Source organism: Aeromicrobium sp. HA (assembly GCF_027171405.1).
In the GTDB taxonomy this organism is placed as follows: Bacteria; Actinomycetota; Actinomycetes; order Propionibacteriales; family Nocardioidaceae; genus Aeromicrobium; species Aeromicrobium tamlense.
This window is the reverse complement of record NZ_CP114372.1, coordinates 3,320,446-3,342,872: the sequence shown is the minus strand read 5'-3', so window position 1 is coordinate 3,342,872 and position 22,427 is coordinate 3,320,446. Positions and strand designations below refer to the sequence as shown.

The following is a 22,427-nucleotide window of genomic DNA, read 5'->3' as shown; positions in this document are numbered from 1 at the left end:
GCTGCCGCGCCCCGACTTGGGTACGCTCGCACCATGACGAAGCCCACGGACGACCCCACGATCGGACGACTCGTCGCAGATGTGACCCGCGATCTCTCCTCGATCGTCCAGCACGAGATCGCGCTGGCGAAGTCGGAGCTGCGCGTCAGCGTGAAGGCGGGTGGCCTGGGCATCGCGCTCGTGGCCGTCGCCGCGTTCCTGCTGCTGCTGGTGCTCATCCTCGGGTCGGTCACGATCGCGTACTTCCTGACGATGACCGGTCTGCACCCCGCGTGGGCGTTCCTGATCGTGACGGGCTTCTACCTGCTGCTCGCCGTGGTGCTCGTGCTGATCGCCTGGAGCCGCTTCAAGAAGGTTCGCGCCCCCGAGAAGTCGATCGGCACCGCCCGTCAGATCCCGTCGGCGCTCAAGCCCGGCGGCCCCGCCGGCACCCGCGTCAAGACCGTCGCGCGGAGCTGACCAGCCCCACCGCGGCGATCACCGCTCCGGCGACCGCCACCCACAGCAGGGTGGTGTCGAGCGACTCCACGATGCGTGCCGTCAGCACGTGGTTGAGCTCGCGGCCGGAAGCCGTCCCGGTCGACTGCTGCTCGACGACGCGCGGCACGCCCTCGCGCCCGATGACCCACCACGCGGCGGCCGCCAGCACCACGCCGACGCCCAACGCGGCGAGCGTGGTGGAGCGGCGCCGCGACACGACGAGGGCAAGCAGCGCGGCGCCCAGCGCCACGGCGGCGGCGACCACCGCGAGCCCGGGCGAGCGCTCGGCCGCGGCCACGAGATCGCTCGGGTCCTCCTCGCTGAGGGTGACCACGAGCTCCTCCGGGCCGGTCAGGGGGATCGGCAGGTCGACCTCGCCCAGGGCGAGGCGCACCAGTGGCGCGACGTCGGCGCGGACGGACGTGGGGGTCGGCTCGGCGAAGAGCTCCTGATGAGCGCTGCGCGTCGTCTCGCGCCACGCCTCGCTCCAGTCGGGCGACTCGGTGAGGCGCACGATGGCGTCGCTGACGCCCGCTGCGATGCGGTCGTGCAGGGCGATGGGCAGGCCGGTCTGGTCGGCGAACGCCTCGCCCGCGAGGTCGGCCGCCCGCTCCTGCACCTCGCGGTCGTCGCCCACCCGGGACGTGAGGTCGACGAACCCGTCCTCGCTCTGCAGGTGCGTGGCGCTCCAGCCGGCGCCGATCGCGACGAAGGTGGCCACGGTGGCGACGCACCACAGCAGCGCGGCGGCCAGGGCGCGCATCAGGCGCAGCCTCCCGTGGAGACGGTGCGGTTCGCGCGCAGGGCCGCGGTGGCGACCGGCACGGTCTCGGCGGCCGTGACCGCGTAGCCGGTCTCGGCGTCGGACACCGAGGCCGCGAAGATGACGCCGATGACGTCGCCGTCGGCCGAGATCAGCGGGCCACCGGAGTTGCCCGAGCGCACCAGCGAGCGGATCGAGAAGACGTCGCGAGAGACGCGCCCCTGGCCATAGATGTCGGGGCCGCGCAGGTCGAGCCGGCCACGCACGCGCGCCGCGCGGGCGTCGAAGGGACCGTTCTCGGGGAAGCCGAGGACGGCCGCCGGATCGCCCTGCTGCGCCCCGGTGTCGAAGCGGAGCGGGTCGCCGTCGAGACCCGGCACGTCGACGACGGCCAGGTCGAGCTCGGCGTCGAACCACACGGGACGGGCGTCGAGGCGGCGGTCGCCCAGCGTGACGGTGGGACGGGAGACGCCGGCGATCACGTGCGCGTTCGTCATGACCCGCTCGGGCGCGATGACGAAGCCCGAGCCCTCGATCGTGCGGCGGCACTCGGCCTCGCCGAGGATCCGCACGACGCTGCCGCGGGCGTCGCGGACCGACTTCAGCGCGAGCGTGTCCTGGTCCGGCGGATCCGTCTGCGGGATGATCTCGGTCTCGAACGGGTCCAGGTACCGCGGGAAAACGTCGCCGGTGAGGGTGTCGGTGAACGACCGCAGCGCCGCGCCGGCCCGCTCGGGCATGAGCGTGTCGACCCGCGCCAGCACGGTGGAGTCGCGCACGGCCGCGCTGACGTAGGGCAGCGTGGAGGCGCTCACCGCGTAGCCGAGCGCCCACGAGGCCGCCATCACGACGACGGTGCCGAACGCCGCACCGAACACGGCGTCGATCGCCCGCCCGGGCCCGCGACCGATCCGCAGCGACCGCCCGATCAGCGTCCCCAGGAAGTTGCCGATCCCCGCGATGACGAAGACGAAGACGATCGACATGACGGCCTTGAGTGGGTCGCCCTCGCCCTGGGCGAAGAACTTCGGCGCGAGCGCGATGCCGAGCAGGAAGCCCAGCAGCAGGCCGCCGCCGGAGAACACGTTGGAGACGAAGCCGTGCACCCACCCCGCGTAGGCGTAGACGATGAACGTCACGACCAGGACGATGTCGAGCCAGTTCATGCTCACTCCGGGATGGGTCGGGTCCGGGAGGCGTCCCACGGGCGCTCCCACCCGAGGCGCTCGAACAGTCGGGCGATGATGCCGGCGGTGAAGCCCCACAGCGGGACGTTCGTGCCGATGTCGAAGGCGGGCCCGGTCCAGCCCGAGGGGTGCACGACGCTGAAGCGGCGCTCGGGGTCGAGCAGCAGGTCGAGCGGGGTCGGCAGGACGCGCTCGACCTCGTCGGGGCTGTGCGCGTGCAGGGTGCGCGGGCTCGTCCAGTAGCCCAGCACCGGGGTCACGGCGTGGTTGCTCGGCGGCAGCCACAGCGTGGGCAGGCTGCCGAACACGATCACCTCGCGGGGGTCGAGCCCGACCTCTTCCTCGGCCTCTCGCAGCGCGGTGTGGACCGCGTCGCGGTCGGTCGCGTCCTGGCGGCCGCCGGGGAACGAGATCTGTCGCGCATGGCTGCGCAGGGTGGCGGCGCGCTCGGTGAGCAGCAGCTCGCGGCCGTTCTCGCCGTCGGAGAAGAGCATCAGCACGGCCGCCGGGCGGGCCTCGGCCGGCGGGTGCGGGAAGCGAGGTGCGAGGTGCTCGGCCTCGACCGAGTCCAGCATCTCGGCCAGCGGGTGCAGCCACTCGGGCAGTGCGGCAACGTCGGTCATGCCGGCACCGCCTTCGGAAGGGCACAGTCTGGCAGTGCCGGCATTCCCCACCTCATCGCCGCTCGCTGGCGCTCGCTCATGCCGGCCCCTGCGTGGTGACGAGGGCCTCGGCGACCTCGGGGTCGGTGGGCCCGAGGCCGTAGGAGGGACACCACTGCGCCACGGGGCAGGCGCCGCACGCGGGCGTGCGCGCGTGGCAGCGACGGCGGCCGTGCCAGATCACGTGGTGGCACAGCATGGTCCAGTCGCTCTTCGGGAACAGGGCGCCGACGGCGTGCTCGGTCTTGACGGGGTCCTTCGCGGTGGCCTCGTCCACCCACTCCCAGCGCTTCACGAGGCGGGCGAAGTGGGTGTCGACGGTGATGCCGGGGACGTCGAACGCGTTGCCCAGGACGACGTTGGCGGTCTTGCGGCCGACGCCGGGCAGGCTCACGAGGTCCTTCAGCCGGCCCGGCACCTCGCCGCCGAAGTCCTCGACGAGGGCGGCCGAGAGGCGCAGCACGCTGTCGGTCTTGGCGCGGAAGAAGCCGGTGGGCCGGATGATCTCCTCGACCGCCGTGCGGTCGGCGGCGGCCAGGGCCGCGGCGTCGGGATAGGCGGCGAAGAGGGTGGGCGTGATCGCGTTGACGCGACGGTCCGTGGTCTGCGCGGAGAGCACCGTGGCGACGAGCAGCTGGAACGGATCGGCGAAGTCGAGCTCGCACCGGGCGTCGGGGTACGTCTGCGCGAGCACCCGGTTGATCTTGCGTGCGCGCCGCACGAGGGACGTCGCCGGACGTGTCGTCGGGGGCGTCGAATCGGCTGGCACGTTAACACCGTATCCGGACTCTTCACACACGCACGGGCCCAAGGTGGGTGTGATCTGGGTTGCATGTGGGAAACTAGCGCTGTGACCGATGATGTTCTGCGCCAAGCCCCTCTGTTCAACGGCCTCGACGACGACGCCTCCGGCGCGCTCGAGTCCTCCATGTCCACGGTGACGCTGCGCCGTGGCGAGGTCCTGTTCGCCGAGGGCGACGAGGGCGACCAGCTCTACGTCGTCATCGAGGGCAAGATCAAGCTCGGTCGTCGTTCGGTCGACGGCCGCGAGAACCTCATCGCGATCCTGGGCCCGGGCCAGATGTTCGGCGAGCTGTCGTTCTTCGATCCCGGCCCGCGCTCGGCCACGGCCACGGCCGTCACCGACACCGAGCTGCGCAGCCTCGGCCACGGCGCGCTCAACCCGGTCCTGCAGTCGCACCCCGACGTGGCCTACGCCCTGCTGAACCAGCTGGCGGGCCGCCTGCGCCGCACCAACGAGGTCGTCGGCGACCTCGTCTTCTCCGACGTCCCGGGCCGCGTCTCCAAGGCGCTGCTCGACCTCGCCGCCCGCTTCGGCCGCGAGGCCGACGACGGCATCCACGTCAACCACGACCTCACGCAGGAGGAGCTGGCGCAGCTCGTCGGCGCCTCCCGCGAGACCGTGAACAAGGCGCTCGCCGACTTCGCCTCGCGCGGCTGGCTGCGGCTCGAGCCCCGCTCGGTCATCATCCTCGACCTCGAGCGCCTCAAGCGCCGCTCGCGCTGAGTTGGTGGACGCCGCAGCGGTCCAGGAGCTCAGCCACGGGGAACGCCGCCGGCTGGTCGAGATCCTCGACCGGCTGACCCCCGAGCAGTGGGAGGCGACCTCGGCGTGCCCGCGCTGGTCCGTCGAGGACGTCGTCGCCCACCTGAGCGCCGCCGCCAGCACCACCACGCGGCAGTGGATCGTCAGCATCGTCCGCTCGAGGTTCGATCCGGACCGGCACAACGACCGCCTCATCGCCCGTCATCGCGGCGCCACGCCGGGCGAGACGCTGGAGACCTTCCGCGGACTCGTCGCCAGTCGCACCGCCGCCGCCGGCGCCCACGTCGCCATGCTCGGCGAGGTCGTGGTGCACGCGCAGGACATCGTGCGGCCCCTCGGCCTCGAGCTCGTGCCGGATCAGACCGCGGTTCTCGAGGTCGCCCGCTTCTTCGCCACGAAGGACTTCGCGGTCAACAGCCGCACGCTCGTCCGCGGCCTGTCGCTCAAGGCGGACGACGCGCCCTTCGACGTGGGCTCGGGTCCCCTCGTCACCGGCGAGCTGCTGACGCTCACCCTGGCGATGGCCGGGCGCGCGGACGCGGCCGCCGAGCTGGCCGGCCCCGGTGCGGAGGAGCTGCTCCACCGCATCGAGATCGCCTGACCCGCGTCGCGCCGTCCGCGGGTCAGGTCGTCTCGAGGTACTCCAGCTGGGCGCGGACCGAGAGCTCGGCGGCGTCCCACAGGACCGGGTCGACGTCGGCGTAGACCAGCTCGACGACCTCGCGCGCCGTGGTGGCGCCGCGCTCGACGGCGGCGCGCACCTGCTCGAGCCGCTCCTCGCGGTGGGCCAGGTAGTAGTCCAGGACGGCCGCCGGGTCCTCCACGACCGGACCGTGGGCGGGCAGGATCGTGGTGGCGCGGCCCTCCTCGACGATCGCCCGGAACTTCCGGATCGAGTCGAGGTAGGGCCCGAGGGCGCCGTCGGGGTGTGCCACCACGGTGGTGCCGCGGCCCAGCACCATGTCGCCGCTGAGCAGCGCCCGGTCCTGGGGCAGCAGGAACGCCACCGAGTCGCGCGTGTGCCCCGGCGCGGCCACGACGTCGATCTGCAGGCCGTCGACCTCGATCCGCTCGCCGTCGACCAGCGGGTCGGCCTCGCGGGTGTAGTCCGGCGAGATCGCGCGCGTGGGCGCGCCCGTGGCCTTCACGAACGACGCGAGCGCGTCGGTGTGGTCCCAGTGGTGGTGCGTGAACAGCACGAGCGCCACCTCGCCCGCCGCCGCGGCGACCGCCTCGACGTGCTCGGCGATGTCGGGACCGGGGTCGACCACGACCGAGCGCGCGGCGCCCGGCTCGCGCAGGATCCAGGTGTTGGTGCCGTCGAGCGTCATGATCCCGGGGTTGTCCGCCAGGATGAACGACGCGCGGTCGGTGATCCGCTGGTCACTCACGCCGACCTCCCCGAGATGAGTCGACGGTACGGGGAAGCCGGCGTGACATCCCCTCGGTTCGCTCGCTGGCGCTCGCTCACAGGTGCTCCTCACGCTCGGTCTCGAGCCACCACTCGCCGTCCTGGCGGACGAAGTGCGGCTCGATGGCACGGATGCGGCGCTCGGCCGCGGCGTCCAGCACCTCGGTGGCCGCCAGGGTCGAGAGCTCGCGACACGTGACCGCGGTGGGCGGCATCATCGCGGCCTGCTTCGCGTCGACGAGTGCGAGCACCTCCGACAGTGGCGCCCACAGCGACTTGTCGGCCTCGGTGCTCACGGTGCCGATGCGCTGGCCCTCGGGGAGCGCGGCGACGAAGAACCGGGTGTCATAGCGCCGCGGCTCGAGGGCCGGGGTGATCCAGTGCGCCCACGCACCGAGCAGGTCGGCACGCAGCACCAGGCCCTGGTCGGCCAGGAAGCGCGCGAACGACATCTTCTTCGCCTCGAGGTCCTCGCGCGCCCACGCCAGGTCGGTGGTGTCGCCGACGACGGAGTGCTCGTCGGGCCCGGCCAGCAGCACGCCGGTCTCCTCGAACGTCTCGCGTACGGCAGCCACGACGAGCCGGGCCGCGCGGTCGGGTTCGCAGTGGAAGCGCTCGGCCCAGACCTCGGGGGCGGGGCCCACCCAGGTCATCGGCTCGCCGTCGTCGTCCTGCACGCCGCCGCCGGGGAACACGTACATGCCCGCGGCGAACGCCATGGCGGAGTGACGGCGCATGAGGAAGGCCTCGATGCCGTCCTCGCCGTCGCGGACGACGGCGATCGTGGCCGCGTCCTTCGGGGTGACGGCCGTCTCGGGGTCGAAGTCCTTCAGCCGCTCCTGCATCCGGGCCGGGACCGGGACCAGCACGTCAGCGGACCTCGACGACCGCGTCGATCTCGACGGGAGTGTCGAGAGGCAGCACGGCGACGCCGACGGCGCTGCGGGCGTGCGATCCGGCGGCGCCGAACGCGGCGGCCATGAGGTCGCTCGCGCCGTTGGCCACGGCGGGCTGGCCGGTGAACGACGGGTCGCTCGCGACGAACACGGTCAGCTTCACGACACGGACGACCGAGTCGAGGTCGACCACCGAGCTGATCGCGGCGATGACGTTGAGCGCGCACAGCCGCGCGTACTCCTGCGCGTCCTCGGGCGTGACCTCGGCGCCGACCTTGCCGGTGCCGGGCAGGACGCCGTCGACGAACGGCAGCTGGCCGGACGTGAACACGTGCGAGCCGCTGCGCAGGGCCGGGACGTAGGACGCGACGGGCGCCGCGACCTCGGGGACCGTGAGCCCCATCGAGGCCAGGCGGTCGACGACGGCGCCCATGTCAGGCCACCGGGCGCTTGAAGTAGGCGACGAGGTTCTCGGGGTTCATGCCGGGCACGATCTGGACCAGCTCCCAGCCGTCGCGCCCGAAGTTGTCGAGGATCTGCTTGGTCGCGTGGACGAGCACGGGGGCCGTCAGGTATTCCCACTTGGTCATGGCCCCGACTGTATCCCCGCGCGGGCGGGTGCGGTTCTCGCCCGACGTTCCGGCCCGACCCTCGGTAGTCTCGACGGCGTGGCCAACTCGACTCCACTGCACGTCGTGACGGGCAAGGGCGGCACCGGCAAGACCACGGTGGCGGCCGCGCTCGCACTGGCGCTCGCCGGCAAGGGACTGAAGGTCCTGCTGTGCGAGGTCGAGGGCCGCCAGGGCATCGCCCAGCTCTTCGACGTCCCGCCGCTGCCGTACGAGGAGCGCAGGATCGCCACGAGCGACGCCGGGGGCCACGTGCACGCGCTCGCGATCGATCCCGAGGCCGCGCTGCTGGAGTACCTGCAGATGTACTACCGCCTCGGTCGGGCCGGCCGGGCCCTCGACAAGTTCGGCGTCATCGACTTCGCCACGACGATCGCGCCGGGCGTCCGCGACGTGCTGCTCACCGGCAAGGTCTACGAGGCCACCCGCCGCCGCACGGGCGACAAGTCCTCGCGGTTCGTCTACGACGCGGTCGTGGTGGACGCACCGCCCACGGGCCGGATCGCGCGGTTCCTGGGCGTCAACGACGACGTGGCGGGTCTGGCGAAGGTCGGCCCGATCAAGACGCAGTCCGAGTCGATCATGAGCATGATGCGCAGCCCGCAGACAGCGGTGCACCTGGTCACCGTGCTGGAGGAGATGCCCGTGCAGGAGACACTCGACGGCATCGACGAGCTCAGCCGCGAGGGGCTGCCGGTGGGGCACGTCGTGGTGAACCTCGTGCGACCGTCCCTGCTGTCCGACGACACCGTCGAGGCGCTCGAGGCGGGTCGCCTCGATGCGAAGGCCGTCGCGCCAGTGCTGGAGAAGGCCGGGCTGCCGCGCGACGCCGCCGCCACGCTGGTCGCCGACGGGTTCGGGCACATCGAGCGCCAGCAGCTGCAGAACGAGCAGTGCACGATCATCGAGGAGTGCGGTCGGCCGCACGTCACGCTCCCGCTGCTGACGGGCGGGATCGACCTGGGCGCGCTGCAGGACCTCGCCGCCGAGCTCGCGCCGCTCGTGGAGGACGCCCGATGACCGCCCGCGTGACCACCACCCCGCGCGAGCGCCGGCCTCGCACCGAGCGCCGGCTCTCCGCCACCGAGCAGCCGGCGCGGATCGACGTCGACGGCCTGATCGCCGACCCGACCACCCGCATCGTCGTGTGCTGCGGCTCCGGAGGCGTCGGCAAGACCACCACCGCCGCGGCGCTCGCCCTGCGCGCGGCCGAGCAGGGCCGCACGGTGTGCGTGCTGACGATCGACCCAGCGCGACGCCTGGCCCAGTCGCTCGGCCTGCTCGAGCTCGACAACACCCCGCGTCCGGTCAAGGGCATCGACACGGAGCTCGGCGGCTCGCTCGACGCGATGATGCTCGACATGAAGACGACCTTCGACGAGGTCGTCGAGGCGCACGCCTCGCCCGAGAAGGCCGCCGAGATCCTCGCCAACCCCTTCTACGTCGCGCTGTCGAGCTCGTTCGCGGGAACGCAGGAGTACATGGCGATGGAGAAGCTGGGCCAGCTGCACGCCGAGGACCGGTGGGACCTCATCGTCGTGGACACGCCGCCGTCACGGTCGGCGCTGGACTTCCTCGATGCTCCCGAGCGGCTCTCGTCGCTGCTCGACGGCCGGTTCATCCGGCTCATGCTGGCGCCGGCGCGCGGCCCGGCCAAGCTGCTGTCGGCGGGCCTGGGCATCGTGACGGGCGCGCTCAACAAGGTGCTGGGCGCGCAGGTCCTCACCGACATGCAGACGTTCATCGCCGCGTTCGACACGCTCTTCGGCGGGTTCCGCCAGCGGGCCGAGGCGACGTTCTCGCTGCTGCAGGCCGACGGCACGGCGTTCCTGGTGATCGCGGCGCCCGAGGCGGCGGCGATGCGCGAGGCGGCCTACTTCGTGGAGCGGCTGGCGGCCGACGACATGCCGCTGGCGGGCCTCGTGGTGAATCGCGTCCACGACGAGTCGGCGGCCGGCGTCACGGCGGCCGACGCCGAGTCGGCCTCGCCCCGCCTGGCGGACGGGCGGGCGGCGGAGCGCCGGACCGCGGAGCTGCTCGACGTCCATGCCGAGCGGATGCGGCTGGCGGAGCGGGAGAACCGCCTGCGCGAGCGGTTCAGTGCGGCACACCGCAACGTGGAGGTGGTGCCCGTGCCGGCACTGGACACGGACGTCCACGACCTCGGTGGCCTGAGGGTGATCGGTGATCACCTCGGCGCCCCGCAGGGCGCCTGAGGTCAGGTCAGCTGGCGGGAACGAGCAGCTCGCGCCACTTGCGGACGTTGGGCTTGCGACGCAGCAGGGCGCGGCGCTCACGCTCGGTCATGCCACCCCAGACGCCCCACTCGATCCGGTTGTCGAGCGCCTCGGCGAGGCACTCGGCGCGGACGCCGCAGCCGTTGCAGACGAGCTTGGCGCGGTTCTGCTCCGCGCCCTTCACGAAGAGATCATCCGACTTGCCGAGGCAAGCCGCGTTCTGAGACCAGTTGTCGTTCCACATGCGCAGAGACCCTTTCCCGAGATCCTCCGGGTCCCCGTGACCGAGAGGTGAACTTGTTTCTGCTGTGAAAGAGCCTAGGGATTTCCGCGGTAACCGGACAGATTCCTCCGGGTAGTTGATACATAGTCCCAAATAGTCATGTCGCTCCCGGGCCGCGCTGGTCTCGCCGGTGCCGGGGCGGGTTGCCGATCTCCCGTATCCTCGTGCCCATGGCGTGGCAGGACATGGGTGACTCGATCAAGAAGGTCGCCGAGAGCGAACCGCGGCCGACGTCGAAGCTGGGGGCGATCGGCTCGATCGCGTGGCTCTCGGTGCTGGCCGGAGTGATCGTCGCGGCGATCTTCGTGCCCGGCACGGCCTTCCTGGCCAGCACGTCGAACAAGGTCAGCAAGGACGTCGTCGACCTGCCGCTCGCGCTGCAGGACCTGCCGAATCCGCAGACCACCCGCCTGATCGCCTCCAACGGCAAGCGCGTCGCGTACTTCTACCAGGAGAACCGCCAGGACGTGCCGCTGAAGAAGATCGCGCCGGTCATGCAGACCGCGATCATCTCGATCGAGGACTACCGCTTCTACGAGCACGGCGCCCTCGACCTCAAGGGCACGCTGCGCGCCCTGATGAACAACGCCTCCGACGGCAACACGCAGGGTGGCTCGTCGATCACCCAGCAGCTCGTCAAGCTCACGCTCGTGCAGCAGGCCACGACCAAGGAGCAGCGCGCCGCCGCCACCGAGGTGTCCACGGCCCGCAAGATCCGCGAGCTCAAGCTGGCGATCAACTACGAGAAGAAGTACTCCAAGGACGAGATCCTGGAGCACTACCTCAACATCGCCTACTTCGGCGACGGCGCGTACGGCATCCGCGCCGCGGCCTACCACTACTTCTCGGTCAGCCCCGACAAGCTGTCCACCGCGCAGGCCGCCACGCTGGCCGGCCTCGTGCAGAACCCCGAGCAGTTCAACCCGCGCATCTACCCCGAGCGCGCGCTCCAGCGCCGCAACACGGTGCTCGGCGTCATGGCCCGCCTCGGCAAGATCCCCGAGGCCGAGGCCGAGGAGCTCAGCGCCACCCCGATCGGCCTGAAGATCACGTCGTTCCCCAACGGCTGCGTCGACTCCGAGGCCGCGTTCTCGTGCGACTACATCCGCCGCTACCTGCTGCAGGAGCCGGCGCTGGGCGAGACCGTCAAGGAGCGTCAGGCGATGCTCGAGCGCGGCGGCCTCACCATCAAGACCAACATCGACCTGTCGATGCAGAAGGCCGTCAACAAGGCGGTCACGAAGTACGTCGGCGACACCGACAAGGCGATCGGCTCGCTGGCCCTCGTCGAGCCCGGCACCGGCAAGGTGCGCGCCATCGGCCAGTCGCGCTCGATGGGCAAGGGCAAGGGCGAGACGTACATCAACTTCTCGGTGCCGCGCCGGTACGGCGACTCGAACGGCTTCCAGGCCGGCTCGACCTTCAAGATGTTCACCGCGGCCGCGGCCCTCGAGGACGGCATCCCCGCGAGCAAGTCCTACAACTCGCCGCAGACGATGAGGATCCCCACGGGCACCTACTTCGACTGCGACGGCAACGGCACCGGCCAGTGGGAGGTCAAGAACTCCACGGGTGCGGGCGGCTTCAACATGGTCACCGGCCTGCGTCGCTCGGTGAACACCTACTTCGCCCAGCTCGAGCGCGACGCCGGCCTGTGCGAGACGGTGAAGATGGCCAAGCGGATGGGCATCCCCACCGCCGAGCCCGACATCGACAAGGGCAGCCCCGGCAGCTACATCCCGTCGTTCACGCTGGGCCCGATCGACGTCAGCCCGCTCGACATGGCCGCCGCCTACGCCACCCCCGCCGCCGGGGGCATGTACTGCGAGCCCGCCCCGGTCGCCGAGATCCTCGACCGCAGCGGCAAGACGATCAAGAAGTACAAGCCCGAGTGCAAGCGCGCCATGAGCAAGAAGACCGCCGCCACGATCAACGCGATCCTCGTCGGCCTGCAGCAGCCCGGCGGCTTCGGCTACAGCAACGGCACCGGCCTGAGCATCCCGTCGGCCGCCAAGACCGGTACCACCAACGACAGCAAGGCCGTCTGGTACACCGGCTACACCCCCGAGATCTCCGCGGCGTCGATGATCGCGGGCATCAACAAGAAGGGCCAGCCGGCCGGCCTCGTCGGCACCACGCTGCGCGGCACCCCGGTGTCGTTCTCCCAGGCCGGCGGCTCCTCGCTGGCGGGTCCGCAGTGGAAGGCGGCCATGGGCGAGATCGAGAAGTCGCTCACCCCGGCCAAGTTCGACTCGGTGACGCTGCCGTCTGCGCCCCGCGCCACGAAGAAGAGCGGCGGGGGCGACGACGATCGCCCGGGCCGCGGACGCGGCCGCGGCGGGGACGACGACTGAGCGAGGGGCTCAGGCGCCCAGCTGGCGCCTGACCTCGGCGGCCACGGCGCCGCCGTCGGCACGGCCCTTGGTCTGTGCCGAGACGGCGCCCATGACCTTGCCCATCGCCTTCATGCCCTCGCCGGCGGCGCCGGTCCGGTCGATGACGTCCGAGACGATCGCGGCGATCTCCTCGTCGCTGAGGGGCTCGGGCAGGTAGTCGGCCAGGATGGCGGCCTCGGCGCGCTCCTTCTCGGCGAGCTCGGGGCGGTTGCCCTCGTCGAACGCGGTGGCCGACTCGCGGCGCTTCTTGGCCTCCGACGACAGCACGGTGAGGACGTCGTCGTCGGTCAGCTCGCGCGCCTCCTTGCCGGCGACCTCCGCGTTGGTGATCGCGGCGAGCGCCATGCGGATCACGGAGGTGCGCAGGGCGTCACGGGACTTCAGGGCGGTGTTGAGGTCGTCGCGCAGGCGGTCCTTGAGAGCTGACATGTCGCCATTCTCCCACCGCCTGCGCGACGAGCGATCTCAGTGCCGCGGCTCCCAGCGGAACAGGCGCCTGGACAGGTCGTACCCGAAGTACGTCCACAGGGCGAGGCCCGCGACGGACACGCCGACGTTGCCGTAGACGTCCATCTCGTAGGCGGCGCGCACCAGCGTCACGAGCGCGCCGCCGGGCGTGAGGTCGAGCCAGCGGTTCTCGGTCATCGGCGAGGCGATGAGGGTGCCGAGCGCGAGAGCGACGTAGGGCATGCTCGAGATCTGCGCGGCGCTGGCGTTGGGGGTCAGCGCGGCGGTCGCGGTGGCGGCGGTGACCGACGAGGCCAGCAGCCCGACGAGCGCCACCAGCAGCCACCACCAGGCACCCGGCATCCCGTTGCCCAGCGCCACCATGGCGACCAGGACCAGCACGGTCTGGCCCAGGCACAGCAGGACCGGCGGCACGAGCAGGCCCGTCAGGATCACGAGGTCGGAGGACTCGCCCGAGCGCAGCCGCTTGAGGAACAGGTCCTGGCGCCGGGTCACGAGGGTCGTCGTGGCGGTGATGTAGACGGTGAACATCACGAAGAACATGACGACCATCGAGACCATGCCGACCGATGCGGTGGTGTCGTCGGACGCCTCGACGGCGGTCTCGCGCTGGACGAACAGGAACGCGGCGAACATCAGCGGCAGCGCGGTGGCGCTGAAGAGCACGGCCTTCGAGCGTGCGATGAGCCGGAACTCCGAGCCCGCGATCGCGCGGACGCGAGCGAGTGCGGTCGGCGAGGTGGGCGTGGTCGTGGTGCTCATGAGGCATCCTCCAGACGGTTGCTGCTGTGGCTGACGCGGGTGAAGATCTCGGACAGGCTGGCCTCCGAGGCGTTGAGCCGCTCGAGACGGTGGCCGTGCTGGTCGGCCCAGCGCAGCAGGCGGCCCAGCGAGGACTGCAGGTCGGCGACGTCGAGGCGGACGCGGTCCGCCGTGATGCGCAGCGAGACGGGGTCGACGACGGTGCGCAGCTCGCGGTCGAGGTCGGCGCCGGCCAGGCCGACGGTGGTGAACTCGATCGCGGCGGGCGCGGTGCCCACGACGTCCGAGACGCTGCCCTCGGTGGCGACGCTGCCCTCGTGCATGATCGCGACGTGGTCGGCCAGCGCCTCGGCCTCCTCCAGGTAGTGCGTGGTCAGCACGACCGTGGTGCCGCCGGCCTTCAGGTCGGCGACGAAGCGCCAGGCGGCCTCGCGGGACTCGGGGTCCAGCCCGGCCGACGGCTCGTCGAGGAACAGCACCTCGGGGTTGTTGAGCGTCGCGAGGATGAGGTCGAGTCGGCGGCGCTGACCGCCGGACAGCTGGACCACGCGGGTCCCGGCGCGGTCGGCCAGGCCGAGCCGCTCCAGCGCGTCGTCGGTGCGGCGGGGGTTGGTCGTGAGCGAGGCCCACAGGTCCACGGTCTCGCGCACCGTGAGGTCGCCGGCGAATCCCGACTCCTGCAGCATGATGCCGAGCCGGGGCCGCAGTCGCGCGCGGTCGGCGACCGGGTCCATCCCCAGGACGCGGACCCTCCCAGCGTCCGCGGCCCGATGTCCCTCCAGGGTCTCCATCGTGGTGGTCTTTCCCGCGCCGTTCGTGCCCAGCAGGGCGAACAGCTCGCCGCGCCGGACCGTCAGGTCGAGGTCGCGCACGGCGGTGAAGTCACCGTACGTGCAGGTCAGGCCGCGAACGTCGATCACGGCGTTGTCGGGGGTCTCCATGTCTCCACCCTCGCGGCCGGGGACCGGTGCCCACCAGCGCGTGGAGTCACCAGATCCGATGACATCTGTCATGCGCCTCCTCGGCTACGGTCGGGACCGTGAGCTCGAACCCCGACGGCTTCGTCGCGACCTGGCGCTACACCGCCTCGAGTCTGTGGATCTACGTCGTGTTCGGGACGATCGGCCCGGCGGCGCGGGCGACGGGCGACCTGGTCCAGGGCACCGCGGTCGTGCGCAGCGTCCTGCTGCTCGTGGTGATCGCCGCGGTCGTGTGGCTCTCCTGCCGGCCCCTCATCGCCGCGGCGCGCCACGGACTGGGGCACGAGCAGATCGCGTGGTCGCAGCGGGCGAAGTACCTCGCCCCGGCCCTGCTGGTCTACCCGCTGGCCTGGCTGCCGCCGACCTTCCCGCCGGGGATCGTCCTCGTGCCGTGGCTCGTCGTCTCGCTGCTGGCGATCGACGTGTCGCCACGGCGACGCAACACCCTGCTGGTGCTGGCGGTGCCGGTGCTGCTCGGCCTCTACGCCGTCGCGGGCTGGGACCAGCTGCTCGACCTGGACTTCCAGGGCGCGTACGTCATCGGCTTCATGGCCCTCTTCCTGCCGGCCGTCTCGGTGTTCCAGGTCTGGCTGTGGCAGCTCATGCTCCAGGTGCGGTCCGCGGGCGAGGCCGAGGCCGACCTCGCGGCGGTGCGCGAGCGGCTGCGCCTCGCGGCCGACCTGCACGACGTCCAGGGTCACCACCTGCAGGTGATCGCGCTCAAGGCCGAGCTCGCCGAGCGCCAGCTCGACCGCGATCCCGCCGCCGCGAGGGCGTCGATGGGCGAGGTCCAGCAGATCGCGCGCGATGCGATGACCGAGACCAAGGAGATCGTGCGCGGCTACCGGCGCACGAGCCTGCGCGAGGAGATGGCCAACGCGGCCGCCGTCCTCGAGGCGGCCGGCGCCGACGTCACCGTGGAGTGCGACGAGGGCCTCGACCAGCCGCTGTTCGCGCTGGCGCTGCGCGAGGCGACGACGAACATCCTGCGCCACAGCGCCGCGACCACCGTGCGGATCGAGGCGTCACCGGAGCGCCTGGCCATCACGAACGACGGCGCCCGCGAGGCCACGGGGTCGCCCGGCTCGGGCCTGGCGTCGCTGACCGAGCGGGTCGCGGCGGGCGGCGGCCGCTTGGCGGTCCGGCGCGAGGACGACCGCTTCACCGTCGAGGTGGTCCTGTGATCCGGGTCGTGGTCGTCGACGACGAGGAGATGATCCGCAGCGCGATCGTGGCCCTGCTCGCCCTGGAGGAGGACCTCGAGGTCGTGGGCGAGGCCGGCAACGGCGCCGACGGGCTCGACCTGGTGCGGACGCACGCGCCCGACGTCGTGCTGCTCGACCTGGAGATGCCGCCGACGGACGGGATCGAGGTCGCGACCCAGATCGACGGTCTCGCGCGGTCGGTCCTCATGACCCGCCACGCCCGCCCGGGCGTGCTCCGGCGCGCCATGGCCGCCGGGATCGCGGGCTTCGTGCCCAAGTCGAGCCCCGTGTCGGCCCTCGCGCAGGTCATCCGCGAGGTCGCGGCGGGCCGGCGCTACGTCGACTCCGAGGTCGCCGCAGCCGCACTGAACGCCGAGGCCTCGCCGCTCTCGGACCGCGAGCTGGACGCGCTGCGGCTGACCCGGCGCCACCTCTCGGTGGCCGAGATCGCGGGCACCCTGCACCTCGCCGAGGGCACGGTCCGCAACTACCTGTCGAGCGCGATGACCAAGACCGACACGTCCTCGCGGTACGAGGCAGCCGAGCACGCGTACGAGCACGGCTGGATCTGACGGCGGTCGGTGGCGGCCACTAGGCTTCCGGCATGCGACTGACCCGGCTGCTGGGAGCGACCACGGCGCTCGGACTGGGCACGCTCGCGTACTCCTACGTCGAGGCCACGCGCCGCTTCGTGGTGCGCGAGTTCACGGCGCCGGTGCTGCCCGCGGGGCACGAGCCGATCCGCGTGCTGCACCTGTCGGACATCCACCTCACGCCGGGCCAGCACGCGAAGCAGGAGTGGCTCGAGTCCCTCGCCGGGCTGCGGCCGGACCTCGTCGTGGACACGGGCGACAACCTCGCCCACCGCGACTCGGTCGTGCCTCTCGTGACCGCCCTCTCCGACCTCCTGCAGGTGCCCGGCGTCTTCGTCTTCGGGTCCAACGACTACTACTCGCCGAAGCTCAAGAACCCGGCCACCTACCTCACCGGCGGCACCGGCGTCGACACCGGCGGCGACTGGGAGCGCCCCCGCGACCTGCCGTACGAGGAGCTGCGCGCCGTGCTCTCCCACCAGGGGTGGCGCGACCTCAACAACCGGCGGGACGAGCTCACGGTCAAGGGCACCCGCATCGCCTTCACCGGCGTCGACGACCCGCACCTGCGGTTCGACCGGCTCGACCACCAGCCCGCCGACGCCACCGCCGACCTGCGCATCGGCGTCGCGCACGCGCCCTACCTGCGCGTGCTCGACTCGTTCAACGCCGCGGGCAACGAGCTGATCCTCGCGGGGCACACGCACGGCGGCCAGCTGCAGGTTCCGGGGTTCGGCGCGCTGGTCACGAACTGCGACATCGACCGGGCCCGCGCGAACGGCCTCCACACGCACCGGACCCCGGGTCACGACGCCTCGTGGCTGCACGTCTCGGCGGGCTGCGGGACCTCGCCGTTCACCCCGTTCCGGTTCTGTTGCCGACCCGAGGCGACAGTCCTCACCCTGACCGGGTAGAATTTCCGAGGTTGCACACGGGGTGTGGCGCAGTTTGGTAGCGCGCGTCGTTCGGGACGACGAGGCCGCAGGTTCAAATCCTGTCACCCCGACCCACTCACGAAGCCCGGACTCCCTCGGAGTCCGGGCTTCGTGCCGCTCTGGGGTGCATCGGCTCACGCCCTCCCGATTGGCGCGTAACTCGCAGTTAGGGCACACTGACCGGGTGCCCGGATCGCTCCGGGCGCTCGGCAGCTCCGGTGAGCGGGTTCTCCCGCGTGTGTGCACCGGGGCGGGAAGGCCGAGGAGCCGCCCCGCAGGTCTTCCATCGTGCGGGGTGCGCCGGCGTGCTGGGGGGCACGCCGGTGCGAGCGAGGCGGTCGTCGGTCTGGTGGGGAAGCCACGGCCGGCGGCCGCCTCGCGCCCTGCCCGGTCCCGACTCTCGTGCGTCGTGCGTCACACCTAGACTGCCGACATGCCTGCCGACGTCCTCTGGGAGCCCGCCCTCTCCGGCACCTCCGCGATCGAGCGCTTCGCCGCCTGGGTCGCCCGCACGAAGGGAGTGGACGTCCCCGACTACGACGCGCTGTGGCAGTGGTCGGTGGACGATCTCGCCGGGTTCTGGGGCGCCTGGGTGGAGTACCTCGACCTGCCGCACGACGGCACCGCCGAGCCCGTGCTCCCCGATGCCTCGATGCCCGGAGCGCGGTGGTTCCCCGAGCTGCGGCTCAACTACGCCGAGGCGATGCTGCGCATCCCGGGGCGCGCCGACGACGACGTCGTGGTGATCGCGCGGTCGCAGAGCCGCGACGAGGTCACGCTGACCGCCGCCGGGCTGCGCGAGCAGGTGGCGCGGGCACGGCAGGGACTCCTCGCGGCCGGCGTCGCCCCCGGCGACCGGGTGGCGGCCTACGCGCCGAACATCCCCGAGACGCTCGTGCTGCTGCTGGCGTCGGCCAGCCTCGGCGCGATCTTCTCCTCGTGCGCGCCCGAGTTCGGCACGCAGAGCGTCATCGACCGGTGGCAGCAGATCGAGCCTGTGGTTCTGCTCGCCGTCGACGGCTACCGCTACGGCGACAAGGGGATCGACCGGCGCGACCAGGTGGCCACGATCACCGAGGCGCTGCCGTCACTGCGCCAGGTCGTCTGGCTGCCGTACCTGGACCCCGAGGCGCCCGCTCCCGAAGGCGCCACGACCTGGCGGGAGTTCACCGCCACCACCGGCCCGCTCGAGTTCGCGCGGCTGCCGTTCGACGCACCGCTCTACGTCTTGTTCTCCTCGGGCACCACGGGCCTGCCGAAGCCGATCGTGCACGGACACGGCGGCATCACGATCGAACACCTCAAGGCGCTCAGCCTGCAGAGCGACCTCGGCCCCGAGGACCGCTTCTTCTGGTTCTCCACCACCGGCTGGATGATGTGGAACTACCTCGTCTCCGGCATCGGCGCGGGCACCACCGTGGTGATGTTCGACGGCAACCCGGCCCATCCGGGCCTCGAGGCGCTCTGGCAGATGGCCGCCGAGGTCGGGGTGACGTACTTCGGCACCAGCGCGCCGTTCCTGCTCCAGTGCCGCAAGGAGGAGCTGCACCCCGCGCAGGTCGCCGACCTCTCGGCGCTGCGCGCGCTCGGCTCCACCGGCGCCCCGCTGCCCGAGGCAGGATTCCGCTGGGTCTACGACGAGTTCGACCCGCAGGTGCAGCTGGCCTCGGTCTCGGGCGGCACGGACACCTGTGCGGCGTTCGTCGGGGCGGCGCCCACGGTGCCGGTCTACGCGGGCGAGATCTCGTGCCGGTCGCTGGGCTGCGACGTGGACTCGTTCGACGAGCAGGGCCGGCCGGTGCGCGACCAGTTGGGTGAGCTCGTCATCAAGCAGCCGATGCCGTCCATGCCCGTCGGCTTCTGGGGCGACGACGACGGCTCGCGCTACCGCGCCGCCTACTTCGAGGACTTCCCGGGCGTCTGGCGCCACGGCGACTGGATCAACCTGACCTCGTACGGCTCGTGCACGATCACCGGCCGCAGCGACGCCACGCTCAACCGCGGTGGCGTGAGGCTGGGCACCTCGGAGTTCTACTCGGTCGTCGAGTCGATGCCCGAGGTCGCCGACAGCATCGTGGTTCACCTCGAGGACTCCGAGGGCGGCGCCGGGCGCCTGCTGCTGTTCGTGGCGCTCGTCGAGGGCGCGGTGCTCGACGACGACCTCACGAAGCGGATCGCCACCGAGCTGCGCTCGAAGCTGTCGCCTCGCCACGTGCCCGACGAGGTGCACCAGGTGCGCGGCATGCCGCGCACGCTCTCGGGCAAGAAGCTCGAGGTACCCGTCAAGAAGATCCTGCGCGGCACGCCCGTGGACGACGCGGCAGCCAAGGGCGCGCTGCAGAACCCCGAGGTCCTCGACGACTTCCTCGCCTTCCGCCCTTGACGAGATTTGCTCCCATTTCTACCTTTCAAGCCCTCTGAAAGGTGGAAATGGGAGCACATCTTGGGCGGGCTGGCAGATCAGACCAGCAGCTCGGCGATCTGGATCGTGTTGAGCGCGGCACCCTTGCGCAGGTTGTCGCCCGACACGAACAGCACGAGGCCCTGGTTTCCCTCGAGCGACTGGTCCTGGCGGATGCGGCCGACGAGGCTCTCGTCGCGCCCGGCCGCCTCGAGCGGGGTGGGCACGTCGGTGAGCGTCACGCCGGGCGCCGAGCCGAGGATCTCCTCGGCCTGCTCAGGCGTGATGTCGTTCGCGAACTCGGCGTGGATCGACAGCGAGTGGCCCGTGAACACCGGGACGCGCACGCACGTGCCCGCGACCCGCAGGTCGGGCAGGCCGAGGATCTTGCGCGACTCGTTGCGGAGCTTCTGCTCCTCGTCGGTCTCGTGCGAGCCGTCGTCGACGATCGCGCCCGCCAGCGCGATCACGTTGAACGCGATCGGCGCGACGTACTTGACCGGCTCGGGGAACTCGAGCGCGCGACCGTCGTGGGTGAGCGCGTCGGCCTTCTCGACCGTGGCGAGGGCCTGCGAGTGCAGCTCCTCGACGCCGGCCAAGCCCGAGCCCGAGACCGCCTGGTAGCTGCTGACGGTGAGCCGGACGAGACCGGCGGCGTCGTGCAGCGGCTTGAGCACCGGCATCGCGGCCATGGTGGTGCAGTTCGGGTTCGCGATGATGCCGCGGCCGCGGGGGCCGTCGCCTGCGGGGATGTCGCCGGGGTTCACCTCGCTGACGACCAGCGGGATGCTCGGGTCCTTGCGCCACGCCGACGAGTTGTCGATGACGGTCACGCCGGCCTCGGCGAAGCGCGGGGCCTGGACCTTGCTCATCGTGGCGCCGGCGCTGAACAGCGCGATGTCGAGGTCGGAGACGTCCGCCGTGGCGGTGTCCTCGACGACGATCTCCTCGCCGCGGAACGGCAGGGTCTTGCCCGCCGAGCGGGCCGAGGCGAAGAAGCGCACCGACTCCGCGGGGAAGTTCCGGTCCTCGAGCAGCTGACGCATGACGGCGCCGACCTGGCCGGTCGCGCCGACGACTCCGATCTTGGTCATCGCGCCACCGCCTCGGAAAGGGCACGGTAGGTCGGTGCCGCGATTCCACGTGCTGAATTGATCACTCGCTGGCGCTCGTTCATCGCCCGGTCCCTCCGTACACGACGGCCTCGGTGTCCTCGTTGCCCAGGCCGAAGGCCTCGTGGGCGGCGTTGACCGCAGCGTCGACCTCGTTCTCGCCCACGACGACCGAGATGCGGATCTCGGAGGTGGAGATCATGCCGATGTTGACGCCGGCCGCGGCCAGCGCCTCGAAGAACGTGGCGGTGATGCCGGGCTGCGAGCGCATGCCGGCGCCGACGATCGAGACCTTGCCGACGCTGTCGTCGTACTGCAGGCGCTCGAAGCCGATCTGGTCCTTGAGGCGGGCCAGCGCGGTCATCGCGGTCTGGCCGTCGTCGCGCGGCAGCGTGAAGGAGATGTCGGTGAGCGCCGTCGCGGCGGCCGACACGTTCTGGACGATCATGTCGATGTTGATCCGGGCCTCGGCCAGGGCGCGCAGGACGGCGGCGGCGTAGCCCACCTTGTCGGGCACCCCGACGACGGTGATCTTGGCCTCGCTGCGGTCGTGGGCGACCCCGGAGATGATGGCGTGCTCCATCGCCTGTCCTTCTTCCGTGTACTTGCTGACGTCTTCGGCGGCCACGACCCACGTGCCCGTCTTGTCGCTGAACGACGACCGCACGTGGATGGGCATGGTGTTGCGGCGGGCGTACTCGACGCACCGCAGGTGCAGGATCTTCGCACCGCTGGCGGCCATCTCGAGCGTCTCCTCGTAGGAGATCGCGGGGATGCGCGTGGCCGTGGGGACGATGCGCGGGTCGGCGGTGAAGATGCCGTCGACGTCGGTGTAGATCTCGCACACGTCGGCCTTGAGCGCCGACGCCAGCGCGACGGCGGTGGTGTCCGAGCCGCCGCGGCCGAGCGTGGTGATGTCCTTGGTGGTCTGCGAGACGCCCTGGAAGCCCGCCACGATGACGATCGCGCCGTCGGCGATCGCCGACTGGAGGCGGCCGGGCGTGACGTCGATGATCTTGGCCTTGCCGTGGACGTCGTCGGTGAGGACGCCGGCCTGCGAGCCGGTGAAGCTGCGCGCCTCCTGGCCCAGGGTCTCGATCGCCATCGCCAGCAGCGCCATCGAGATGCGCTCACCTGCGGTGAGGAGCATGTCGAGCTCGCGGCCCGGCGGGAGGGGAGAGACCTGGTTGGCCAGGTCGATCAGCTCGTCGGTCGTGTCACCCATCGCGGACACGACGACGACCACGTCGTGACCGGCCTTCTTGGTCGCCACGATGCGTTGGGCGACTCGCTTGATGCTGGTGGCGTCCGCCACCGACGAGCCGCCGTACTTCTGCACGACGATGCCCATGGACATTTCCTTGCTCTGGGGGTTGCTGGCACAGGGAGATGACGCCACGTTGCGCCTCGGCCAGTCTAGCCCCTGCGCTTCCAGCCTCCGGCCCGCCGTCCGGGCGCTG

At 71.6% G+C, this 22,427-nt stretch carries 24 protein-coding genes and 1 tRNA gene; 11 read left to right on the top strand and 14 right to left on the bottom strand.

Going from position 1 to position 22,427, the window contains the following annotated elements:
- The first annotated feature begins 33 nt into the window (after positions 1–33).
- Entirely contained in the window at positions 34–459 is a 426-nt protein-coding gene (locus O3S82_RS16560) for a phage holin family protein (protein ID WP_179427509.1), read from the top strand.
- Here the strand turns inward: O3S82_RS16560 and O3S82_RS16555 are convergent.
- From O3S82_RS16555 to nth, 4 genes are all read right to left on the bottom strand, one after another.
- Entirely contained in the window at positions 437–1,243 is an 807-nt protein-coding gene (locus O3S82_RS16555) for a hypothetical protein (protein WP_269304322.1), read from the bottom strand. The genes O3S82_RS16560 and O3S82_RS16555 overlap by 23 nt on opposite strands.
- Positions 1,243–2,409: a MarP family serine protease gene (locus O3S82_RS16550; protein WP_269304320.1), complete on the bottom strand. Its 1,167-nt coding sequence runs from the start codon at positions 2,407–2,409 to the stop codon at positions 1,243–1,245. The genes O3S82_RS16555 and O3S82_RS16550 overlap by 1 nt, the downstream gene beginning before the upstream one ends.
- A 2-nt stretch (positions 2,410–2,411) precedes the next feature.
- On the bottom strand, positions 2,412–3,053 hold the full coding sequence (locus O3S82_RS16545) for an NUDIX hydrolase (protein ID WP_179427515.1): 642 nt from the start codon (positions 3,051–3,053) through the stop codon (positions 2,412–2,414).
- Positions 3,054–3,129: 76 nt separating this feature from the next.
- Complete coding sequence (gene nth, locus O3S82_RS16540) at positions 3,130–3,861, bottom strand: endonuclease III (RefSeq protein WP_179427517.1); 732 nt, start codon at positions 3,859–3,861, stop codon at positions 3,130–3,132.
- 81 nt (positions 3,862–3,942) lie between these two features.
- Between nth and O3S82_RS16535 the strand changes: the two genes are divergently transcribed.
- A complete protein-coding gene (locus O3S82_RS16535) occupies positions 3,943–4,620 on the top strand; it encodes a Crp/Fnr family transcriptional regulator (RefSeq protein WP_269304316.1) in 678 nt (225 codons plus the stop codon).
- A gap of 4 nt (positions 4,621–4,624) precedes the next feature.
- Entirely contained in the window at positions 4,625–5,260 is a 636-nt protein-coding gene (locus O3S82_RS16530) for a maleylpyruvate isomerase family mycothiol-dependent enzyme (RefSeq protein ID WP_269304314.1), read from the top strand.
- A gap of 22 nt (positions 5,261–5,282) precedes the next feature.
- Here O3S82_RS16530 and O3S82_RS16525 read toward each other — a convergent pair whose 3' ends face one another.
- The 4 genes from O3S82_RS16525 to O3S82_RS16510 all read right to left on the bottom strand — a co-directional run bounded on the left by O3S82_RS16525 (position 5,283) and on the right by O3S82_RS16510 (position 7,556).
- Complete coding sequence (locus tag O3S82_RS16525) at positions 5,283–6,050, bottom strand: MBL fold metallo-hydrolase (protein WP_269304313.1); 768 nt, start codon at positions 6,048–6,050, stop codon at positions 5,283–5,285.
- 76 nt (positions 6,051–6,126) lie between these two features.
- On the bottom strand, positions 6,127–6,939 hold the full coding sequence (locus tag O3S82_RS16520; protein WP_269304311.1) for an NUDIX hydrolase: 813 nt from the start codon (positions 6,937–6,939) through the stop codon (positions 6,127–6,129).
- A gap of 1 nt (position 6,940) precedes the next feature.
- Positions 6,941–7,399 carry a RidA family protein gene (locus O3S82_RS16515; RefSeq protein ID WP_179427525.1) on the bottom strand — a complete coding sequence of 153 codons (459 nt, stop codon included), beginning with the start codon at positions 7,397–7,399 and terminating at the stop codon, positions 6,941–6,943.
- Position 7,400: 1 nt separating this feature from the next.
- Positions 7,401–7,556 carry a DUF4177 domain-containing protein gene (locus tag O3S82_RS16510; RefSeq protein ID WP_153302903.1) on the bottom strand — a complete coding sequence of 52 codons (156 nt, stop codon included), beginning with the start codon at positions 7,554–7,556 and terminating at the stop codon, positions 7,401–7,403.
- A 78-nt stretch (positions 7,557–7,634) separates the two neighbouring features.
- On the opposite strand from O3S82_RS16510, the gene O3S82_RS16505 reads away from it, so the two are divergent.
- Complete coding sequence (locus O3S82_RS16505; protein ID WP_269304306.1) at positions 7,635–8,615, top strand: ArsA-related P-loop ATPase; 981 nt, start codon at positions 7,635–7,637, stop codon at positions 8,613–8,615.
- On the top strand, positions 8,612–9,811 hold the full coding sequence (locus tag O3S82_RS16500) for an ArsA family ATPase (protein ID WP_179427529.1): 1,200 nt from the start codon (positions 8,612–8,614) through the stop codon (positions 9,809–9,811). Before O3S82_RS16505 ends, O3S82_RS16500 begins: the two co-directional genes overlap by 4 nt.
- Before the next feature lie 7 nt (positions 9,812–9,818).
- Here the strand turns inward: O3S82_RS16500 and O3S82_RS16495 are convergent, their stop codons facing one another.
- Complete coding sequence (locus tag O3S82_RS16495; RefSeq protein ID WP_269304303.1) at positions 9,819–10,076, bottom strand: WhiB family transcriptional regulator; 258 nt, start codon at positions 10,074–10,076, stop codon at positions 9,819–9,821.
- Positions 10,077–10,285: 209 nt separating this feature from the next.
- Here O3S82_RS16495 and O3S82_RS16490 point away from each other — a divergent pair, with 209 nt between their 5' ends.
- Positions 10,286–12,469: a transglycosylase domain-containing protein gene (locus tag O3S82_RS16490; RefSeq protein ID WP_179427533.1), complete on the top strand. Its 2,184-nt coding sequence runs from the start codon at positions 10,286–10,288 to the stop codon at positions 12,467–12,469.
- Positions 12,470–12,478: 9 nt separating this feature from the next.
- Here O3S82_RS16490 and O3S82_RS16485 read toward each other — a convergent pair whose 3' ends face one another.
- Genes O3S82_RS16485 through O3S82_RS16475 form a run of 3 tightly spaced genes read right to left on the bottom strand, consistent with a single transcriptional unit; the run spans position 12,479 to position 14,682 of the window.
- On the bottom strand, positions 12,479–12,940 hold the full coding sequence (locus O3S82_RS16485) for a GatB/YqeY domain-containing protein (RefSeq protein ID WP_269304300.1): 462 nt from the start codon (positions 12,938–12,940) through the stop codon (positions 12,479–12,481).
- Between the two features lie 36 nt (positions 12,941–12,976).
- Positions 12,977–13,741 carry an ABC transporter permease gene (locus O3S82_RS16480; protein ID WP_269304298.1) on the bottom strand — a complete coding sequence of 255 codons (765 nt, stop codon included), beginning with the start codon at positions 13,739–13,741 and terminating at the stop codon, positions 12,977–12,979.
- Positions 13,738–14,682, bottom strand: coding sequence for an ABC transporter ATP-binding protein (locus O3S82_RS16475; protein ID WP_269304297.1), 945 nt, complete (start codon positions 14,680–14,682; stop codon positions 13,738–13,740). The genes O3S82_RS16480 and O3S82_RS16475 overlap by 4 nt, the downstream gene beginning before the upstream one ends.
- 98 nt (positions 14,683–14,780) lie before the next feature.
- Here O3S82_RS16475 and O3S82_RS16470 point away from each other — a divergent pair, with 98 nt between their 5' ends.
- The 5 genes from O3S82_RS16470 (at position 14,781) to O3S82_RS16450 (ending at position 19,837) form a co-directional block, all read left to right on the top strand.
- Positions 14,781–15,905 carry a sensor histidine kinase gene (locus O3S82_RS16470; RefSeq protein ID WP_179427541.1) on the top strand — a complete coding sequence of 375 codons (1,125 nt, stop codon included), beginning with the start codon at positions 14,781–14,783 and terminating at the stop codon, positions 15,903–15,905.
- Entirely contained in the window at positions 15,902–16,498 is a 597-nt protein-coding gene (locus tag O3S82_RS16465; protein ID WP_179427544.1) for a response regulator transcription factor, read from the top strand. Before O3S82_RS16470 ends, O3S82_RS16465 begins: the two co-directional genes overlap by 4 nt.
- Positions 16,499–16,530: 32 nt before the next feature.
- Entirely contained in the window at positions 16,531–17,433 is a 903-nt protein-coding gene (locus tag O3S82_RS16460) for a metallophosphoesterase (RefSeq protein ID WP_269304294.1), read from the top strand.
- A gap of 18 nt (positions 17,434–17,451) precedes the next feature.
- A tRNA-Pro gene (locus O3S82_RS16455) sits at positions 17,452–17,525 on the top strand.
- Positions 17,526–17,887: 362 nt separating this feature from the next.
- Positions 17,888–19,837: an acetoacetate--CoA ligase gene (locus tag O3S82_RS16450; RefSeq protein ID WP_269304293.1), complete on the top strand. Its 1,950-nt coding sequence runs from the start codon at positions 17,888–17,890 to the stop codon at positions 19,835–19,837.
- A gap of 77 nt (positions 19,838–19,914) precedes the next feature.
- Here O3S82_RS16450 and O3S82_RS16445 read toward each other — a convergent pair whose 3' ends face one another.
- Positions 19,915–20,949 (bottom strand): aspartate-semialdehyde dehydrogenase, encoded by a 1,035-nt coding sequence (locus tag O3S82_RS16445; RefSeq protein ID WP_269304292.1) that lies wholly within the window; start codon positions 20,947–20,949, stop codon positions 19,915–19,917.
- A 79-nt stretch (positions 20,950–21,028) separates the two neighbouring features.
- Positions 21,029–22,318 carry an aspartate kinase gene (locus tag O3S82_RS16440; protein ID WP_269304290.1) on the bottom strand — a complete coding sequence of 430 codons (1,290 nt, stop codon included), beginning with the start codon at positions 22,316–22,318 and terminating at the stop codon, positions 21,029–21,031.
- Positions 22,319–22,427: the final 109 nt, after the last annotated feature.

Coding starts and splice junctions, on each gene's coding strand:
- O3S82_RS16560 (WP_179427509.1), top strand. CDS start 34: ATGACGAAGCCCACGGACGACCCCACGATCGGACGACTCGTCGCAGAT.
- O3S82_RS16555 (WP_269304322.1), bottom strand. CDS start 1,243: ATGCGCGCCCTGGCCGCCGCGCTGCTGTGGTGCGTCGCCACCGTGGCC.
- O3S82_RS16550 (WP_269304320.1), bottom strand. CDS start 2,409: ATGAACTGGCTCGACATCGTCCTGGTCGTGACGTTCATCGTCTACGCC.
- O3S82_RS16545 (WP_179427515.1), bottom strand. CDS start 3,053: ATGACCGACGTTGCCGCACTGCCCGAGTGGCTGCACCCGCTGGCCGAG.
- O3S82_RS16515 (WP_179427525.1), bottom strand. CDS start 7,399: ATGGGCGCCGTCGTCGACCGCCTGGCCTCGATGGGGCTCACGGTCCCC.
- O3S82_RS16510 (WP_153302903.1), bottom strand. CDS start 7,556: ATGACCAAGTGGGAATACCTGACGGCCCCCGTGCTCGTCCACGCGACC.
- O3S82_RS16500 (WP_179427529.1), top strand. CDS start 8,612: ATGACCGCCCGCGTGACCACCACCCCGCGCGAGCGCCGGCCTCGCACC.
- O3S82_RS16495 (WP_269304303.1), bottom strand. CDS start 10,076: ATGTGGAACGACAACTGGTCTCAGAACGCGGCTTGCCTCGGCAAGTCG.
- O3S82_RS16490 (WP_179427533.1), top strand. CDS start 10,286: ATGGCGTGGCAGGACATGGGTGACTCGATCAAGAAGGTCGCCGAGAGC.
- O3S82_RS16485 (WP_269304300.1), bottom strand. CDS start 12,940: ATGTCAGCTCTCAAGGACCGCCTGCGCGACGACCTCAACACCGCCCTG.
- O3S82_RS16480 (WP_269304298.1), bottom strand. CDS start 13,741: ATGAGCACCACGACCACGCCCACCTCGCCGACCGCACTCGCTCGCGTC.
- O3S82_RS16475 (WP_269304297.1), bottom strand. CDS start 14,682: ATGGAGACCCCCGACAACGCCGTGATCGACGTTCGCGGCCTGACCTGC.
- O3S82_RS16460 (WP_269304294.1), top strand. CDS start 16,531: ATGCGACTGACCCGGCTGCTGGGAGCGACCACGGCGCTCGGACTGGGC.
- O3S82_RS16450 (WP_269304293.1), top strand. CDS start 17,888: ATGCCTGCCGACGTCCTCTGGGAGCCCGCCCTCTCCGGCACCTCCGCG.
- O3S82_RS16445 (WP_269304292.1), bottom strand. CDS start 20,949: ATGACCAAGATCGGAGTCGTCGGCGCGACCGGCCAGGTCGGCGCCGTC.
- O3S82_RS16440 (WP_269304290.1), bottom strand. CDS start 22,318: ATGGGCATCGTCGTGCAGAAGTACGGCGGCTCGTCGGTGGCGGACGCC.